This window comes from Streptomyces sp. NPDC046203 (assembly GCF_040646255.1).
Taxonomy (GTDB): domain Bacteria; phylum Actinomycetota; class Actinomycetes; order Streptomycetales; family Streptomycetaceae; genus Streptomyces.
The window spans coordinates 143,599-159,800 of record NZ_JBEYZX010000009.1 but is presented as its reverse complement, the minus strand read 5'-3'; the positions used below and the strand labels follow the sequence as shown (position 1 = coordinate 159,800).

19 protein-coding genes are annotated in these 16,202 nt (G+C 72.9%); 2 read left to right on the top strand and 17 right to left on the bottom strand.

What is annotated here, in order from left to right; all coding sequences use genetic code 11:
• Position 1 precedes the first annotated feature (1 nt).
• From trpC to hisI, 7 genes are all read right to left on the bottom strand, one after another.
• Complete coding sequence (gene trpC, locus ABZ990_RS10755; RefSeq protein ID WP_361228507.1) at positions 2–811, bottom strand: indole-3-glycerol phosphate synthase TrpC; 810 nt, start codon at positions 809–811, stop codon at positions 2–4.
• A 136-nt stretch (positions 812–947) separates the two neighbouring features.
• Entirely contained in the window at positions 948–1,373 is a 426-nt protein-coding gene (locus tag ABZ990_RS10750) for a DUF2752 domain-containing protein (protein ID WP_361228688.1), read from the bottom strand.
• Positions 1,374–1,635: 262 nt separating this feature from the next.
• A complete protein-coding gene (locus ABZ990_RS10745) occupies positions 1,636–1,890 on the bottom strand; it encodes an HGxxPAAW family protein (protein ID WP_361228504.1) in 255 nt (84 codons plus the stop codon).
• Positions 1,891–2,087: 197 nt separating this feature from the next.
• On the bottom strand, positions 2,088–2,618 hold the full coding sequence (locus tag ABZ990_RS10740) for an SMI1/KNR4 family protein (RefSeq protein WP_361228501.1): 531 nt from the start codon (positions 2,616–2,618) through the stop codon (positions 2,088–2,090).
• A gap of 93 nt (positions 2,619–2,711) precedes the next feature.
• Positions 2,712–3,371 carry a TIGR02234 family membrane protein gene (locus tag ABZ990_RS10735; protein WP_361228498.1) on the bottom strand — a complete coding sequence of 220 codons (660 nt, stop codon included), beginning with the start codon at positions 3,369–3,371 and terminating at the stop codon, positions 2,712–2,714.
• Between the two features lie 132 nt (positions 3,372–3,503).
• On the bottom strand, positions 3,504–4,994 hold the full coding sequence (locus ABZ990_RS10730; RefSeq protein WP_361228496.1) for an anthranilate synthase component I: 1,491 nt from the start codon (positions 4,992–4,994) through the stop codon (positions 3,504–3,506).
• 11 nt (positions 4,995–5,005) lie between these two features.
• The gene (gene hisI, locus ABZ990_RS10725) at positions 5,006–5,500 is read right to left on the bottom strand and encodes a phosphoribosyl-AMP cyclohydrolase (protein ID WP_361228493.1); all 495 of its coding nucleotides are present in this window, start codon (positions 5,498–5,500) and stop codon (positions 5,006–5,008) included.
• Positions 5,501–5,583: 83 nt separating this feature from the next.
• Here hisI and ABZ990_RS10720 point away from each other — a divergent pair, with 83 nt between their 5' ends.
• Positions 5,584–6,225, top strand: a complete 642-nt coding sequence (locus ABZ990_RS10720) for a TIGR03085 family metal-binding protein (protein ID WP_361228491.1) — start codon at positions 5,584–5,586, stop codon at positions 6,223–6,225.
• 32 nt (positions 6,226–6,257) lie between these two features.
• Here the strand turns inward: ABZ990_RS10720 and ABZ990_RS10715 are convergent, their stop codons facing one another.
• From ABZ990_RS10715 to hisD, 10 genes are all read right to left on the bottom strand, one after another.
• Positions 6,258–7,478 (bottom strand): MFS transporter, encoded by a 1,221-nt coding sequence (locus ABZ990_RS10715; protein WP_361228685.1) that lies wholly within the window; start codon positions 7,476–7,478, stop codon positions 6,258–6,260.
• Between the two features lie 112 nt (positions 7,479–7,590).
• Positions 7,591–8,178, bottom strand: coding sequence for a helix-turn-helix domain-containing protein (locus ABZ990_RS10710; RefSeq protein ID WP_361228488.1), 588 nt, complete (start codon positions 8,176–8,178; stop codon positions 7,591–7,593).
• A 147-nt stretch (positions 8,179–8,325) separates the two neighbouring features.
• The gene (gene hisF / locus ABZ990_RS10705; protein WP_361228485.1) at positions 8,326–9,081 is read right to left on the bottom strand and encodes an imidazole glycerol phosphate synthase subunit HisF; all 756 of its coding nucleotides are present in this window, start codon (positions 9,079–9,081) and stop codon (positions 8,326–8,328) included.
• Positions 9,078–9,593: a RidA family protein gene (locus ABZ990_RS10700; RefSeq protein WP_361228482.1), complete on the bottom strand. Its 516-nt coding sequence runs from the start codon at positions 9,591–9,593 to the stop codon at positions 9,078–9,080. The genes hisF and ABZ990_RS10700 overlap by 4 nt, the downstream gene beginning before the upstream one ends.
• On the bottom strand, positions 9,590–10,333 hold the full coding sequence (gene priA, locus ABZ990_RS10695; protein WP_361228479.1) for a bifunctional 1-(5-phosphoribosyl)-5-((5-phosphoribosylamino)methylideneamino)imidazole-4-carboxamide isomerase/phosphoribosylanthranilate isomerase PriA: 744 nt from the start codon (positions 10,331–10,333) through the stop codon (positions 9,590–9,592). The genes ABZ990_RS10700 and priA overlap by 4 nt, the downstream gene beginning before the upstream one ends.
• Positions 10,330–10,974, bottom strand: a complete 645-nt coding sequence (hisH, locus tag ABZ990_RS10690) for an imidazole glycerol phosphate synthase subunit HisH (protein WP_361228476.1) — start codon at positions 10,972–10,974, stop codon at positions 10,330–10,332. The genes priA and hisH overlap by 4 nt, the downstream gene beginning before the upstream one ends.
• Positions 10,971–11,135, bottom strand: a complete 165-nt coding sequence (locus tag ABZ990_RS10685) for a hypothetical protein (RefSeq protein ID WP_361228473.1) — start codon at positions 11,133–11,135, stop codon at positions 10,971–10,973. The genes hisH and ABZ990_RS10685 overlap by 4 nt, the downstream gene beginning before the upstream one ends.
• Before the next feature lie 2 nt (positions 11,136–11,137).
• Entirely contained in the window at positions 11,138–11,731 is a 594-nt protein-coding gene (gene hisB / locus ABZ990_RS10680; RefSeq protein WP_361228470.1) for an imidazoleglycerol-phosphate dehydratase HisB, read from the bottom strand.
• Positions 11,728–12,834, bottom strand: a complete 1,107-nt coding sequence (locus ABZ990_RS10675) for a histidinol-phosphate transaminase (protein WP_361228682.1) — start codon at positions 12,832–12,834, stop codon at positions 11,728–11,730. Before ABZ990_RS10675 ends, hisB begins: the two co-directional genes overlap by 4 nt.
• A gap of 65 nt (positions 12,835–12,899) precedes the next feature.
• Positions 12,900–14,252 (bottom strand): histidinol dehydrogenase, encoded by a 1,353-nt coding sequence (hisD, locus tag ABZ990_RS10670; RefSeq protein ID WP_361228467.1) that lies wholly within the window; start codon positions 14,250–14,252, stop codon positions 12,900–12,902.
• Positions 14,253–14,424: 172 nt separating this feature from the next.
• On the opposite strand from hisD, the gene ABZ990_RS10665 reads away from it, so the two are divergent.
• Positions 14,425–16,029 carry an oxidoreductase gene (locus tag ABZ990_RS10665; protein ID WP_361228465.1) on the top strand — a complete coding sequence of 535 codons (1,605 nt, stop codon included), beginning with the start codon at positions 14,425–14,427 and terminating at the stop codon, positions 16,027–16,029.
• The last annotated feature ends 173 nt before the right edge of the window (positions 16,030–16,202 follow it).

The following is a 16,202-nucleotide window of genomic DNA, read 5'->3' as shown; positions in this document are numbered from 1 at the left end:
GTCAGCTCCGCCCGTGCCGCAGGGCCGGGTGGGCGCCGGCGGCGACCAGGTCGGCCACGGCCACCTTGGGGTCGCGGCCGGTGACCAGGGACTCGCCGACCAGGACCGCGTCGGCGCCGGCGTTGGCGTACGCGATCAGGTCGTGCGGGCCTCGGACGCCGGACTCGGCGACCTTGACGATGCGGTCCGGGATCTCGGGGGCGACGCGCTCGAAGGTGGAGCGGTCGACCTTGAGGGTCTTCAGGTTGCGCGCGTTGACGCCGATGATCCGGGCGCCGGCGGCGACGGCCCGCTCGGCCTCTTCCTCGTCGTGGGCCTCGACCAGCGGGGTCAGCCCGATGGACTCGGCGCGCTCGATGAGGGAGACCAGGGCCTCCTGCTCCAGGGCGGCGACGATCAGCAGCGCGAGGTCCGCGCCGTACGCCCGGGCCTCCCAGAGCTGGTAGGCGCTGACGATGAAGTCCTTGCGCAGGATCGGGATGTCGACCCGGGCCCGGACGGCCTCCAGGTCGGCGAGCGAGCCGCCGAAGCGGCGCTGCTCGGTGAGGACGGAGATGACGGCGGCGCCACCCGCCTCGTAGTCGGCGGCGAGGCCGGCCGGGTCGGCGATCGCGGCGAGCGCGCCCTTCGACGGGCTGGAGCGCTTCACCTCGCAGATGACCTTGACTCCGTCGCCGCTCAGCGCGGCGACGCCGTCCTTGGCCTGCGGCGCTCTCGCGGCGCGCTCCTTGAGCTCGTCGAGGGAGACCCGCGCCTGCCGCTCCGCGAGGTCGGCGCGTACGCCTTCGATGATCTCGTCGAGCACACTCACGCGAGGAGCCCCCTTCCGGGACGGTGACGGTCTGGATACAGCCAAGGTCGATGGTATCCGCAGGTGCGCCCCGGATCCGCATCGAAGGGGCGTCGTCCCACGTGCTGGGACTCCCGCCGGGTGCCGGCCGTGCAGGTCAGGGGGCCAGCGCGGCACCGAACGGCAGGTTCCGGACCAGCGTGAACGCGGTCAGGACGGCGCCGATCCCCCACCACCAGACCGGGGAGAGCGTCACTCGCAACGGGATGCCCCGGATGGCGCGGACCAGCCACAAAACCATGACGGCGGCGAAGACGCCGTAGCCGACGACGGCGAGGGCGTTGGAGCCGAAGGCGGCGGCGAGGTCGCCGTGGGCGAAGGCATGGGCGCTGCGCAGCCCGCCGCAGCCGGGGCAGTACAGGCCGGTGAAGCGCAGCAGGGGGCAGACCGGGTAGTGGCCGGGCTCGTTGGGGTCGACGGTGCCGACGTACGCGAAGGCGGCGACGACGGCGGCGAGGGTGCCGACCGGGGTGAGCAGCCGCCGGGTGAGCGGCGGCGGGGGCTGCGGGGCGTACAGCGGCAGGGACGGGAACGGGGCCGCTGACGGGCCCGCTGCCGGAGACGGGTGCGGCGGGGCATATGCCGGGACCGGGGCGTACGGGTCGGCATATGCCGGTGCGTACGGGTCGGGGGGCGTCCCCCCGGAGCTCTGGGGCTGGGGCTCGGTCACGGCCGCCGCCGTCGGGTTCGGGTCCACCGGGTGATTGTCGCCCCTGACGCACGAGGGCGCAGCACGGTTGTTCCGTACTGCGCCCTCGAGGTGAGCGGCAAGGCTGCCGGGAGCGTCAGGCGCGGGCCCGGATGCTCGCGGTGGCGGTGTCGCGGGCGGCCTGGACGGCAGCGGTGGGCTTCGGCGTCCCCATGCCGACCATCTTCAGCACGCCGCCGACGATGGCACCGAGGAGCATCAGGCCGATACCGACCCAGAAGCCGACCACGTTGGCGCCGACCATGAAGACTCCGCCGACGCAGAAACCGATGAAGGCGATGATGACACCGGCCCAGGCGGCCGGGGTGTGTCCGTGGGCGCTGCCCGACATGAGTTGCTCCTCTTTGGTGGTGCTCGGTGCTGACGCCTCATTCTTCCGCACATGACCGCGCGGTGGTGACTCGGGGGGCTCCGGGCGATCACGCGTCGCGGCGGAACGGGGTCCGGCGGTCGTCGCGGGGTCGTATCCGGCACCCCGGCACGGGCCGCCGGACGGGACCGGCAGGTCAGCGGCGGGTCAGCGGCAGGTCAGCGGCAGAGCGCCATCAGGTCGTCGTCGAAGTCCGGGAACTCCCGGGCCGCCGCCGCGATCAGCGCCTCGGCCGGCGCTTCCCGCTCCGGGGCGAACCTCCGCGCGACGGCGGCGCGCGCCGCGTCGGGCCGCGGGGTCCAGTCGGGTTCGTGCTCGGTGGCCGCCTCCAAGGGGCCGAAGCCGCCCGCGAGCACCCAGAGGAAGTCGCCGAGGCAGCGGGCCACGACGCCGGTCTCGCCCTCGGATCCGAGAAAGACAACGGGCTGGTCGGTGAGGGGCGCGCCGGGGCGGATCAGCCAGAACGCGGCGTATCCGCCCGTGCCGTCCTGGCCGAGGACGCGGAAGGCATCGCCGTCCAGTTCACGGTTGCCGGTCCAGGCCCGGAACCAGTCGGTGGTGTCCTCGGCGCTCAGGAAGGCCGGGAAGGGTTCGAAGTCGATGCCCTTGCCGTCGTCGTACGCGAAGGGGACGGCGAGAGCGGCGGCGAGAGCGGCCGGGAAGGTCCGGTCGTCGGGAGGTGTCGTCACGCCGGAAGCGTAGTGATCACGTCCGACAGCCGACGTCTGCGCCCGCACCCGCGCGAGGGCCGCCGACGACCGGTGCCCGATGCCCGGTCCCGGTCAGCCGCCGTGCGTCGGGTCCTCGCCTCGGTCCAGGGCCTTCCAGAGGTCCTCGGGGCGGTCGGGGTCGGTGGTGGCGGCCGTGGCGCGGCGGGCCGGGCGGGGGGCGCCGGAGCGCTCGTAGCGGCCGCCCATGGCAGGCCAGGACTTGCCGAAGCGCAGCGCGAAGAGTCCGGCGATCAGGATGAGCAGGGCGCCGCCGGCGGTGACATACGGCCAGGCGGTGTGGCTGAGGCCGTCGACGGCGGCGGCCGTGTTGCCGCTGATACGGGCGGCCTCCGCGTCGAGCGCGGAGCTGTCGCCGGCGCCGAGGACGGCGGCGGCCGCAGCGCCCGCGCCGCTCAGCGCGAGCAGCCCGGACACCAGCGCGCGGCCGGTGCGGCGGACGGCGAAGACGGCGACGAGCGCGGCGAGGCCGACGACCGCGAGGGCGGTCGGCACACCGGTGACCGTGCCGCCGTCGGCCTCGACCGGGACGGTGCCGCCGCCGACGGCCGCCGTGCCCTCGGCCCAGATCTGACCGGCGGAGAGCAGGACGACGGTGGATCCGAGCGCGCCGAGCAGCAGGGCGGCGGCCAGGCTGCGGCGGGCACCGGACGAGGCGGCGCCGGGGCGGGCGGCGCGGGGCTGGGGTACGGGTACGGCACTCACGTACCCCACTATCCCCTACGGTCTCAGGATCCGTTCATCCGGTTATCCGCTTGTGTCCGTTTCGATGGACGACCGATGGACGGAGCCATGGATGGCCGGTGGCCGGATCGATGAACGGATCAAGGGACCATCCGCCGACGATCATTTCCCCGTCATCCGATTGGCCGTGTGGACGGCGCGCAGCACCGCCGCCGCCTTGTTGCGGCACTCCGTGTCCTCGGCGGCCGGGTCGGAGTCGGCGACGACCCCCGCGCCCGCCTGCACGTACGCGGTCCCGTCCCGCAGCAGCGCCGTACGGATGGCGATGGCGGTGTCGGAGTCGCCGGCGAAGTCGAGATAGCCGACGCACCCGCCGTACAGCCCGCGCCGGGACGGCTCCAGCTCCTCGATGATCTGCATCGCGCGCGGCTTGGGCGCGCCGGAGAGGGTGCCCGCCGGGAAGCACGCGGTGAGCACGTCGAAGGCGGTCTTCCCCTCGGCGACCCGGCCGGTGACGGTGGAGACGATGTGCATGACGTGCGAGTAGCGCTCGACCGACATGAAGTCGACCACCTCGACGGAGCCGGGGGCGCAGACCCGGCCGAGGTCGTTGCGGCCGAGGTCGACGAGCATCAGGTGCTCGGCGCGCTCCTTGGGGTCGGCGAGCAGTTCCTCGGCGAGGTCGTGGTCCTCCTGCGGGGTCGCCCCGCGGTGCCGGGTGCCGGCGATGGGGTGGACCATCGCCCGGCCGTCCTCGACCTTGACCAGGGCCTCGGGCGAGGAGCCGACGACGTCGAAGCCGTTCTCGAAGCGGAACAGGTACATGTACGGGGACGGGTTGGTGGCCCGCAGCACCCGGTAGACGTCGAGCGCGGAGGCCTCGCACGGGGTCTCGAACCGCTGCGAGGGCACCACCTGGAACGCCTCGCCCGCCCGGATGCGCTCCTTGATGTCCTCGACGGCCTCCTGGTACGCGGGGCCGCCCCAGCGGGCCGAGAAGGCGGGCAGCTCGGAGTCCGGCAGCGCGACGGGCGCCCCGACGAGGGGGCGGGCCAGGTCGGCCTCCATCGCGTCGAGCCGGGCCACGGCGTCCGCGTACGCCTCGTCGACACCGGTCGCCAGGTCGTTGTGGTTGATCGCGTTGGCGATCAGCAGCACCGTGCCGTCCCAGTGGTCGAGGACGGCGAGATCGCTGGTGAGCAGCAGGGTCAGCTCGGGCAGTTCGAGGTCGTCGGTGCCGTGCTCGCCGATGCGCTCCAGGCGGCGGACGATGTCGTAGCCGAGGTAGCCGACCATGCCGCCGGTGAACGGGGGCATGCCCGCGGTGAGGTCGCGCGGGGTGTGCAGGGTCTCAACGGTGGCGCGCAGGGCGTCGAGCGGGTCGCCGCCGGTGGGGACGCCGACCGGCGGGGTGCCGAGCCAGTGCGCCGCGCCGTCCTTCACGGTCAGGGTGGCGTCGCTGCGGACGCCGATGAAGGAGTAGCGCGACCAGCTGCGGCCGTTCTCCGCGGATTCGAGGAGGAAGGTGCCGGGGCGCTCGCCGGCGAGCTTGCGGTACAGCCCGACCGGGGTGTCGCCGTCCGCGAGGAGCCGGCGGCTGACGGGGATGACGCGGCGGTCCGCGGCCAGCCCTCGGAAGGTCTCGAGATCCATGGCGCCCGACCCTACTCGGCCGCGTCGGAGCGCTCGGCGGGATCAGCAGGATCGGAAGGATCAGCCGGATCGGCGGGCCCGGTGGGACCGGCGGGATCGGCGGGATCGGAAGGATCGGCCTGCTTCGCGGACCCGTCCACGGGGGCCGCGAGCAGGACGTCGGTGTCGAAGCAGGTCCGGGTGCCGGTGTGGCAGGCGGCGCCGACCTGGTCGACCTTGACGAGGAGGGTGTCGGCGTCGCAGTCGAGGGCGACGGACTTCACGTGCTGGACGTGCCCGGAGGTGTCGCCCTTGACCCAGTACTCCTCGCGGCTGCGCGACCAGTAGGTGCAGCGGCCGGTGGTGAGGGTGAGGTGCAGCGCCTCGTCGTCCATCCAGCCGAGCATGAGCACCTCGCCGGTGTCGTACTGCTGGGCGATGGCGGGGACCAGCCCGTCGGCGCTGCGCTTGAGGCGGGCGGCGATGGCCGGGTCGAGGTCGCTGGGGGTCCGGGGCGTGCTGCTCATGGCGCCATTGTGCCGCCGCGCGGACCGGAGCCGCTGGGGCGTCCACTGGGCGGACCGGTGGCGACGGTCGTAGGGTGGCGGACATGTCGACCCATGCCAAGCGTGAACGGCTTCTGCTCGCCGACCTGTTGGAGGCCGCGGGCCCGGACGCCCCGACCCTCTGCGAGGGCTGGCTGACCCGCGACCTCGCGGCGCACGTGGTGGTGCGGGAGCGCCGCCCCGACGCGGCGGCGGGCGCGGTCGTGCCGGTCCCGGCACTGAAATCGCGGCTCGACCGGGTGCAGGCCGAGTTCACCGGGAAGCCGTACGACGAACTGATCCAGCTCATCCGAACGGGTCCCCCGCGGATGTCCCCGTTCACCATCAAGCAGGTGGACGAGGGCGCGAACGTCGTCGAGTTCTTCGTCCACGCCGAGGACGTACGGCGGGCCCAGCCGGACTGGTCGCCGCGCGAGCTGGACCCGGTCTTCTCGGACACCCTGTGGTCCCGCCTGGAGAAGTCGGCGCGGCTGCTCGGCCGGAAGGCGCCGGTGGGGCTCGTGCTGCGGCGCCCGAACGGCCAGACGGTGGTGGCGCACCGGGGCACCCCGGTGGTGACGGTCGCCGGGGAGCCGGGCGAGCTGATGATGTTTCTGTTCGGACGGCAGGACGTGGCGAAGGTGGACCTCGACGGGGAGCCGGAGGCCGTGGAGCGGGTGAGCGGATCCAAGCAGCTGGGGATCTAACAGCCCCGGGCGGGGCCCGTCGCCGCCCCGCCCTACTTCGGCAGCTCGGCCCGGCGCAGGGCCGGGATCAGCAGGGTGAGCGCGCCCGAGACGACGCAGACCGAGGCGCTGACCACGAAGACCGGGCCGGGGCCCCACAGGCCGATGGCCGCGCCGGTGAGCGGAAGGCCGAGCGGGGCGATGCCGAGGCTGCCCAGGCTGGAGACGGCGCTGACCCGGCCCAGGAAGGCGGGGTCCGCCTCGGTCTGGACGAGGGAGCCGCACAGGACTCCGTTGAGTCCGGCGAGCAGGCCGATGGAGAAGGCGACGAGCGCGGCGGCGTACAGCTGGGGCACGAAGGCCAGGGTGCCGATCGCGACCGCGCCGAGGATCATGCTCCAGCCCATGACGGCTCCTGCGCGCGGGACCCGGCCGCGCACGGTGAGGAGCAGCGAGGCGGCGCCCGCGCCCGCACCGAAGCCGAAGAGGACCCAGCCGATGCCGGCGGCGCCCCAGCCTCGCTGGTCGGACAGGATCGCGAGGCCGATGTTGAGCGGGCCGACGAAGCCGAGGTCGGCGAGAAGGATGACGATCATCAGCGGGCCGAGGACACGGTGGCCGCGCAGATAGCGCAGGCCGCCGGTGAGGTCGCGCAGGGCGCCGCCGCCCCGTGGGGCGTCCTCCTCCCGCGCCTCCTCGCCCGGCGCCGTGCCTGGCCCCTCCCCGCCCGGCAGCGGGCGGAGCTTGAGCGCGCACAGCAGGGGCAGGGACAGTGCGAAGAGCACACCGGCGACGGCGAAGGCGGTCTTCGAGCCGCCGGTGGCGACCGCGAGGCCGCCGAGCGGGGAGCCGAGGACGGAGCCCATCCGGTACGAGATCCCGCGCATGCCCTGGACCCGGGCGAGCTGGTCGCGCTCCGCGATCCGGGGCGGCAGGGCGCCCACGGCGGGCAGGAACAGGGCGTCGACGGTGCCGAAGACCAGCCCGACGGCCGCGAGCACCCACAGCCCGGGCGAGGCGAGAAAGAGGACGGCGGCGAGGCCGAGGGTGGACAGGCAGCGGACCGCGTCCGAGACGATCACGACGCGGAGCGGACCCAGCCGGTCCGCGACCACTCCCCCGACGAGCATGAGCAGGGCGCGGGGGACGGCGGAGACGGTCACGACGAGTCCCGCCTGAGCGGGGCTGCCGCTGCTGACGGCGGCCCAGGACAGGGCGAGGTAGTAGACGCTGTCACCGAGGGTGGAGGCGGTGTACGCGCCCAGCCAGCGCAGGACCTGGGGGTCGCGGTGGGCGGGGCGGGCCGCGGCGGCACCGGCTTCGGCGGGAGTGGCAGCGGTAGCGGTGGCCTCGGAAGTGGTCGCGGGCGTGGTCGCGGTCACGGTCTCAGCCCCGGTATGGGAAGCCGTAGAGGTGGACGGCGACCTTCTCGCGGCCCTCGATGTCGCCGGCCGCCTCGGCGGCGCGGGCCTTCTGGTCGTACTTGTGGAGGACCGCCTCCAGCTCCTCGCCGAGCGCGGCGAGTTCGGCGGCGGTCAGCCGGGGCAGCCACTCGGAGCTGACGGAGGCGGAGCGCCACTCCTCGGACCAGGTGAGGCGCTCGTCGAGGAAGCGGCGGTGGAGCGCGGCGCGCTGCTCGTTGACGACGCGGCCGAACGCGTCGCTCGCGGCGACCAGTTCGGGCGAGTCCCGGACATCCTCGTCGCGGACCGACACCCCGTACGAGCTGGGCTGCCACCAGCGCTCACGGCCGTCCGCCGACTGCGGCTCGGCCTCCTCGATGAGGCCGTGGTCGGCGAGTTTGCGCAGGTGGTAGCTGACGAGCGAGACGGCCTCGTCGACCTGCTCGGCGAGCTGCGAGGCGGTCGCGGTGCGGGCGACGAAGAGGGCGCGGTAGAGGCGCATCCGCAGCGGGTGCGAGACGGCCTTGAGGGTGCCGAGATCGGTGATCCGGCGGTTCTCCTGCGAGGTCATGCACCTGACCGTAGATACAAAAGAAAACTTGCGCAAGAGAAATTGCGCAACTGATCCTGCGCATCTTGGCAGACCGTCACATAACGAAGGGCCCCCGCAGGGGCCCTTCGTGACGCTCATTCAGGCATATGCCTCGCCGAAGCCGGCTCAGCGGACCGGGTGGCCCGCCTCCCGCAGCGTCTCCTTCACCTCGCCGATCCGCAGATCGCCGAAGTGGAAGACGGAGGCCGCGAGGACCGCGTCCGCGCCCGCCTCGATGGCCGGCGGGAAGTGCGCCAGCTCGCCGGCGCCGCCCGAGGCGATGACCGGGACGGTCACGTGCTTGCGTACGGCCCGGATCATCTCGGTGTCGTAGCCGTCCTTGGTGCCGTCCGCGTCCATCGAGTTGAGCAGGATCTCTCCCGCGCCCAGCTCGGCGGCCCGGTGCGCCCATTCGACGGCGTCGATGCCGGTGCCCTGGCGGCCACCGTGCGTCGTCACCTCGAAGGAGCCGGAGGCCGTACGGCGGGCGTCCACCGACAGGACGAGGACCTGGCGGCCGAAACGCTCGGCGATCTCGCGTATCAGGTCGGGACGGGCGATGGCGGCCGTGTTCACGCCCACCTTGTCGGCCCCGGCGCGCAGCAGCTTGTCCACGTCGTCGGCGGAGCGGACGCCGCCGCCCACCGTCAGCGGGATGAAGACCTGCTCGGCGGTGCGGCGCACCACGTCGTAGGTGGTCTCCCGGTTGCCGGACGAGGCGGTGATGTCGAGGAAGGTCAGCTCGTCGGCGCCCTCGGCGTCGTACAGCTTGGCCATCTCGACGGGGTCGCCTGCGTCGCGCAGATTCTGGAAGTTGACGCCCTTGACGACGCGGCCGTTGTCCACGTCCAGGCAGGGGATCACGCGTACGGCGAGGCTCATGCCGCACCTCCCTCGGCGGTCTCGGCGGCGGTCTCGGCGGCGGACGCGGGGGACGACGCGGCGGCCGGCTCGTCGGCGGACACGGCACCGGACACCACGACGGGCGCGGCGGGCTCGGAGCGGTACGCCTCGACCTCGATCTCCACGACCAGGCGCGGGTCGACGAAGCCGGAGACGATGACCATCGTCGCGGCGGGCCGGATGGCGTCGAACAGCTCCTTGTGGGCCCGGCCGACCTCGTCCACATCGCGCGCGTGGGTGACGTACATCCGGGTCCGCACCACGTGCTCGGGGCCGAGATCCAGCTGCTTCAGGGCGTCGAAGGCCACGGCGAAGGAGTTGACGGCCTGCTCGTACGGGCCGCCCTCGACGACGGCGCCGTCCACGACGGACGTGCAGCCGGCCACCAGGACGGTGCCGTTCGGCAGTTCCACGGCGCGGGAGTAGCCGAACTGCTCCTCCCAGGGGGCGCCGGTCACCACCTTGCGCGGCTTGGCGCGGTCCTCGCTCATCCGGCGGCCACCGCCTCCAGGGCCGCTTCCAGGGTGAACGCCTTCGCGTACAGCGCCTTGCCGACGATCGCGCCCTCGACGCCCTCGGGGACGAGCCCGGCCAGGGCGCGCAGGTCGTCCAGCGAGGAGACGCCGCCGGAGGCGACGACGGGCTTGTCGGTGGCGGCGCAGACGTTGCGCAGCAGTTCCAGGTTGGGGCCCTGGAGCGTGCCGTCCTTGGCGATGTCGGTGACGACGTAGCGGGCGCAGCCCTCGGAGTCGAGGCGGGCCAGCGTCTCGTACAGGTCGCCGCCGTCGCGGGTCCAGCCCCGGCCGCGCAGGGTGGTGCCCCGGACGTCCAGGCCGACGGCGATCTTGTCGCCGTGCTCGCCGATGACCTTGGCGACCCACTCGGGGGTCTCCAGGGCGGCGGTGCCGAGGTTGACGCGGGTGCAGCCGGTGGCGAGGGCGGCGGCGAGCGTGGCGTCGTCGCGGATGCCGCCCGACAGCTCGACCTTGATGTCCATCGCCTCGGTGACCTCGCGGACCAGGGCGCGGTTGTCGCCGGTGCCGAAGGCGGCGTCCAGGTCGACCAGGTGCAGCCACTCGGCGCCGGCGCGCTGCCAGGCGAGGGCCGCCTGGAGCGGGGAGCCGTAGGAGGTCTCGCTGCCGGACTCGCCGTGCACGAGGCGGACCGCCTGGCCGTCGCGGACGTCGACGGCGGGAAGGAGTTCGAGCGTCCTGCTCGGCGGGACAGTCACAGGGTTCCGATCCAGTTGGTGAGGAGCTGGGCGCCGGCGTCGCCGGACTTCTCGGGGTGGAACTGGGTCGCCCACAGGGCGCCGTTCTCGACCGCGGCGACGAACGGCTCGCCGTGGGTGGCCCAGGTGACCTTGGGGGCGCGCATGTTCGGGTTGACGGTCTCCAGGGTCCACTCGCGCACCGCGTAGGAGTGCACGAAGTAGTACCGGGTGTCGGCGTCCAGACCGGCGAAGAGTTCGCTGTCGGCGGGCGCGTCGACCGTGTTCCAGCCCATGTGGGGGACGACGGGCGCGTCGAGCGGGCCGACCGTGCCGGGCCACTCGTCGAGGCCCTCGGTCTCGACGCCGTGCTCGATGCCCCGCTCGAAGAGGATCTGCATGCCGACGCAGATGCCCATGACGGGCCGGCCGCCGGACAGCCGGCGTCCGACGACCCAGTCGCCGCGGGCCGCCTTGAGGCCCTCCATGCAGGCGGAGAAGGCACCGACGCCGGGGACCAGGAGTCCGTCGGCGTTCATGGCCTTGTCGTAGTCGCGGGTGATCTCGACGTCGGCGCCGACCCGGGCGAGGGCGCGCTCGGCGGAGCGGACGTTGCCGAAGCCGTAGTCGAAGACGACGACCTTCTTGGACGGCGCGCTCATGACCACAGGTCCAGTCGCAGGAGGCCGGCCGCGAGGCTCAGGGCGGAGCTCAGCGCGAGGACGGTGATGACGCTCTTCGACTGTTTCTGCTTGACGAAGGAGTACACGCCGCCGAGCAGGAAGAGCCCGACGACGATGAGGATGGTGGACAGGCCGTTCACGGTTAGAGCGCGCCCTTCGTCGAGGGGAGGATTCCGGCGGCGCGGGTGTCGCGCTCGGAGGCGTAGCGCAGGGCCCGCGCCAGCGCCTTGAACTGGCACTCGACGATGTGGTGCGCGTTACGCCCGTACGGCACGTGGACGTGCAGCGCGACCTGCGCCTGGGCCACGAAGGACTCCAGGATGTGCCGGGTCATGGTGGTGTCGTACGCGCCGATCATCGGCGCCATGTTCTCGGGCTCGGTGTGCACCAGGTAGGGGCGGCCGGAGAGGTCGACGGTGACCTGGGCGAGCGACTCGTCCAGCGGGACGGTGCAGTTGCCGAAGCGGTAGATGCCGACCTTGTCGCCGAGGGCCTGCCGGAAGGCGGCGCCGAGCGCGAGGGCGGTGTCCTCGATGGTGTGGTGCGAGTCGATGTGCAGATCGCCGTCGGTCTTCACGGTCAGGTCGAACAGACCGTGCCGGCCGAGCTGGTCGAGCATGTGGTCGAAGAATCCGACCCCGGTCGACACGTCGACCCTTCCGGTGCCGTCGAGGTCTATCTCGACGACGACGGACGTCTCCTTGGTGGTGCGTTCCACGCGGCCTACGCGGCTCATGCGCTCTGCTCCTTCTTCAACTCACGAACCGCGTCGAGGAACGCGTCGTTCTCGTGGGGGGTGCCGGCGGTGACCCGCAGCCGGCCCGGTACGCCGTTGTCCCTGACCAGGACACCCCGGTCGAGGATCTTCCGCCATGCCTCATGGGCTCCCCCGGGCCCGTCGAAGCGGCCGAACTGGACGAAGTTGGCGTCGGATTCCGTCACCTCGTAGCCCATCGCCCGCAGCTCCTCGACGAGGCGGTCGCGCTCGGCCTTGAGCTGTTCGACGTACCCGAGGAGGGTGTCGGTGTACTCCAGGGCGGCGAGCGCGGTGGCCTGGGTGACGGCGGACAGGTGGTACGGCAGACGGACCAGCTGGACGGCGTCGACCACGGCCGGGTGGGCGGCCAGATAGCCGAGGCGAAGCCCGGCGGCGCCGAACGCCTTGGACATGGTCCGCGAGACGACCAGGTTCGGCCGGCCGTCGAGCAGCGGCAGCAGCGAGGGGCGGTGGCCGAACTCCACGTACGCCTCGTCCAGCACCACCATGCAGGGCTTCGCGGCCTGGGCGGCCTCGTACAGCGCGAGGACGGTCTCCGTCTCGACCGCCGTGCCCGTGGGGTTGTTGGGCGAGGTGATGAAGACGATGTCCGGCGCGTGGGTGGCGAGGGCGCGACGGGCCGCGTCGACGTCGATGGTGAAGTCGTCGTTGCGCGGGCCGGAGATCCAGCCCGTGCCGGTGCCCCGGGCGATCAGCGCGTGCATCGAGTACGAGGGCTCGAAACCGATCGCGGTGCGGCCGGGGCCGCCGAAGGTCTGGAGCAGCTGCTGGAGGACCTCGTTGGAGCCGTTGGCGGCCCAGACGTTGCGGACGCCGACCTCGTGTCCGCCCGTACGGGTGAGGTAGCGCGCCAGCTCGGTGCGCAGTTCGACCGCGTCGCGGTCGGGGTAGCGGTTGAGGCCTCGGGCGGCCTCGGCGACCCGCTCCGCGATCCGGGCCACCAGGGGCTCGGGCAGCGGGTAGGGGTTCTCGTTGGTGTTCAGCTGGACGGGTACGTCGAGCTGGGGCGCGCCGTACGGGGTCTTGCCGCGCAGCTCGTCGCGGATGGGGAGATCGTCAATGCCGAGGCTACCGAGGCTGCCGAGCGTGTCGAGCGCGTCGTCCGGCCGTGCGGGGTCGTGCGAAGTCACTTGTTCTCCGGAACCTTCCAGCCGAACCTTGCCTTGATCGCCGCGCCGTGGGCCGGCAGGTCCTCGGCCTCGGCGAGGGTCACCACGTGGTGGGCGACGTCGGCGAGCGCGTCGCGCGTGTAGTCCACGATGTGCACACCGCGCAGGAAGGACTGCACGGACAGGCCGGAGGAGTGGCAGGCGCAGCCGCCGGTGGGCAGGACGTGGTTGGAGCCGGCGCAGTAGTCGCCGAGGGAGACCGGCGCCCAGGGGCCGACGAAGATCGCGCCCGCGTTGCGGACCCGGTCGGCGACGGCGGCGGCGTTCGCGGTCTGGATCTCCAGGTGCTCGGCGCCGTAGGCGTCGACGACCTTGAGGCCCTCCTCCAGGCCGTCGACCAGGACGATCGCGGACTGCCGGCCGGCGAGGGCCGGGACGATCCGGTCGTCGACGTGCTTGGAGGCGGCGACCTGGGTCTTCAGCTCGGCCTCGGTGGCCTCGGCCAGTTCCGCCGAGTCGGTGACGAGGACGGCGGCGGCCATCGGGTCGTGCTCGGCCTGGCTGATCAGGTCGGCGGCGAGGTGCGCCGGGTCGGCCGTGTCGTCCGCGAGGATCGCGATCTCGGTGGGGCCGGCCTCGGCGTCGATGCCGATACGGCCCTTGAGCAGGCGCTTGGCGGCGGCGACGTAGATGTTGCCGGGGCCGGTGACCAGGTCGACGGGGGCGCAGCCGGGCTCGCCCGCCGTGCTCCGGGCGCCCTCGGTGCCGTACGCGAACATCGCGATGGCCTGGGCGCCGCCGGCCGCGTACACCTCGTCGACGCCGAGCAGGGCGCAGGCGGCGAGGATCGTGGGGTGCGGCAGGCCGTCGAACTCCTTCTGCGGCGGGGAGGACACGGCGATGCCCTCGACGCCGGCCTCCTGCGCCGGGACGACGTTCATCACGACGGAGGACGGGTAGACGGAGCGGCCGCCGGGCACGTAGAGGCCGACGCGGGTCACCGGGATCCACTTCTCGGTGACCGTGCCGCCGGGGACGACCTGGGTGGTGTGGGTGGTGCGGCGCTGGTCGCGGTGGACCATGCGGGCCCGCCGGATGGACTCCTCCAGGGCCGCGCGGACGGCCGGATCCAGCTCCTCCAGGGCGCGGGCCAGCGCCTCGGCGGGAACCCGCAGGCTCGCCGGCCGGACACCGTCGAATTTCTCCCCGTAGTCGATCACCGCGGCCGCGCCATGATGCCGTACGCCCTCGCAGATGGGCCGCACCTTCTCCAGGGCGGCTTCCACGTCGAACTCGGCACGGGGCAGCAGGTCGCGCAGTGCGGAACCCTCGGGGAGGGTCTCGCCACGCAGATCGATTCGAGAGATCACGGGTCAATTCTCTCAGACGCCCCAGGAAGCCGGTCGTTCGTATCACTGGCTGATACGAACCACTCTGGCGACTGGTCGCCACTCCTGACCGTTAGCGTTCAGTCCGTCACACAGCGGGAAGAACGGCTGTACGAATCCGGGATACGGAATCGTGGGAAGCGAGGGGGCGGCAGTGACCGAGCCGCGCGAGGACGACCAAATGCCCGAGGGCCTGAGCGGCCCCGAGCGGGAGATGTGGCGGGCATTCCGGATCGGTGACACCTGTGACCTGCGGGAAGGGGTCGCCGAACGGGACGATCCGTTCGCGGTGCGCGAGGTGTGGGACGAGGAACGGAGCGTACGGGCCCAGATCGTGGCGCTTCTGCTGCTGCACGGCCCGCCGGCGCGGGCCGGGCGGGTCGCGGCGCTCAAGCTGCGCGGGGTGCGGATCACCGGGGCGCTGAATCTGGCGGGCGGCGAGATAGGCCCGTACGTGGAAATGAACGGGTGCCGGTTCGACGGGGAGGTGGTCCTGCCGGAGGCCCGGTTCGGGACGCTGCGGATGGTGGAGTGCGCCATTCCGCGCCTGGAGGCGGCGCGCCTGCACACCGCCGGCGATCTGCACCTGCCGCGCTGCCGGGTCGAGCGGGGCATCCGGCTCACCGACGCACACATCGGGACGGACCTGCTGATCAACCAGATCCGGGTGTGGCCGGACCGGCGCGGCCGGGCCATCACCGCGGACGGCCTGGTGGTCGCGCAGGACTTCCAGGCCGAGCTGATCGAGACCTACGGGGAGGTGAGCCTGCGCGGGGCGCGCATCGGAGTGTCGCTCAGTCTGCGGGGCAGCGTGCTGCGCGGCTCCCAGCAGCGCCGCGCCCTGAACGCGCCGCAGCTGACCGTCGAACGCACCCTGTACCTGGACTCCGCCTGGGTCTACGACAGCTCGGTGCCCTCCACCACGACGACTCCGCCGTACGGGGTGACCCCGGCCCAGGGCGGCCGGCGCAAGGCCGTGGAGTGCCACGGCGGGGTCCGGCTCGACGACGGACGCTTCGGCGACTCGGTGGACCTGCGGCACGCCCGCTTCATCCTGGACGGGGCCCAGCGCGAGGAACTGTCGCTGCGCCGGATCGTCACCCCCGAGCTGCGCTTCAACGGGGAGCGCCCCGAGGAGGGCCGGGTGGTGCTCAACGGGGCCAAGGTCGTGACCCTGATCGACCTGGCGGGCAGCTGGCCGGGCCCCGGCGGGCTCGCCATGAGCGGATTCGTCTACGAGACCCTCGTCCCCTACGGGCACTTCCCGCTGGCCCGGCGCCTGGAATGGGTCGCGGCCGCCACCCCGGAGTACGCGCCCGAGCCGTACGAACGCCTCGCGACCGTGCTGCGCAACAGCGGCGAGGACGCCGACGCGCGCGAGGTGCTGCTCGCCAAACAGCGGCGGCGGCGCGAGACGCTGCCGGTCGCCGGGAAGCTGTGGGGGTACGTCCAGGACCTCGCGGTGGCGTACGGCTACCGGCCGGGACGGGCCGCGCTGTGGATGGCGGTGCTGTGGGCGGCCAGCGCGTACGCCTTCTCGCTGTACGAACCGGTGGCGCTCAAGCCCGACGAGGCACCGCACTGGGACGCCACGCTGTACGCGCTCGACCTGCTGCTGCCGGTCATCGACCTGGGCGAGGTCGGCTACTGGCGGATGGAAGGGCTGTGGCAATGGCTGTCGACCGGGCTGATCCTGGTCGGCTGGGTGCTGGCGACGACGGTGGCGGCGGGGGCGTCGCGGTTGCTGCGGCGGGGGTAGGGGGCGGGGCGCTGCGCTGTGGGGGTGGGGATGGTGGTGCGGGAGGGGCGGAAGTGAAGAATGGGGGGTCGCATCAGCACCGGTTCGCCCCTTTCTTTACGCTGTCTTGACCCCCGTCAATACAACCTTCCGGCCGCCACCAAAGCTTCACAGGCCGCCACTGGCGCCGCCCT

Bases quoted from the DNA above. Each gene is read 5' to 3' on its own strand.
- hisF (WP_361228485.1), bottom strand. From the start codon at position 9,081: ATGAGCCTCGCCGTACGCGTGATCCCCTGCCTGGACGTGGACAACGGC.
- hisH (WP_361228476.1), bottom strand. From the start codon at position 10,974: ATGAGCGCGCCGTCCAAGAAGGTCGTCGTCTTCGACTACGGCTTCGGC.
- ABZ990_RS10700 (WP_361228482.1), bottom strand. From the start codon at position 9,593: ATGAGCGAGGACCGCGCCAAGCCGCGCAAGGTGGTGACCGGCGCCCCC.
- ABZ990_RS10710 (WP_361228488.1), bottom strand. From the start codon at position 8,178: ATGACCTCGCAGGAGAACCGCCGGATCACCGATCTCGGCACCCTCAAG.
- ABZ990_RS10730 (WP_361228496.1), bottom strand. From the start codon at position 4,994: ATGGATCTCGAGACCTTCCGAGGGCTGGCCGCGGACCGCCGCGTCATC.
- hisB (WP_361228470.1), bottom strand. From the start codon at position 11,731: ATGAGCCGCGTAGGCCGCGTGGAACGCACCACCAAGGAGACGTCCGTC.
- hisI (WP_361228493.1), bottom strand. From the start codon at position 5,500: ATGAGCAGCACGCCCCGGACCCCCAGCGACCTCGACCCGGCCATCGCC.
- ABZ990_RS10745 (WP_361228504.1), bottom strand. From the start codon at position 1,890: ATGTCGGGCAGCGCCCACGGACACACCCCGGCCGCCTGGGCCGGTGTC.
- ABZ990_RS10720 (WP_361228491.1), top strand. From the start codon at position 5,584: ATGTCGACCCATGCCAAGCGTGAACGGCTTCTGCTCGCCGACCTGTTG.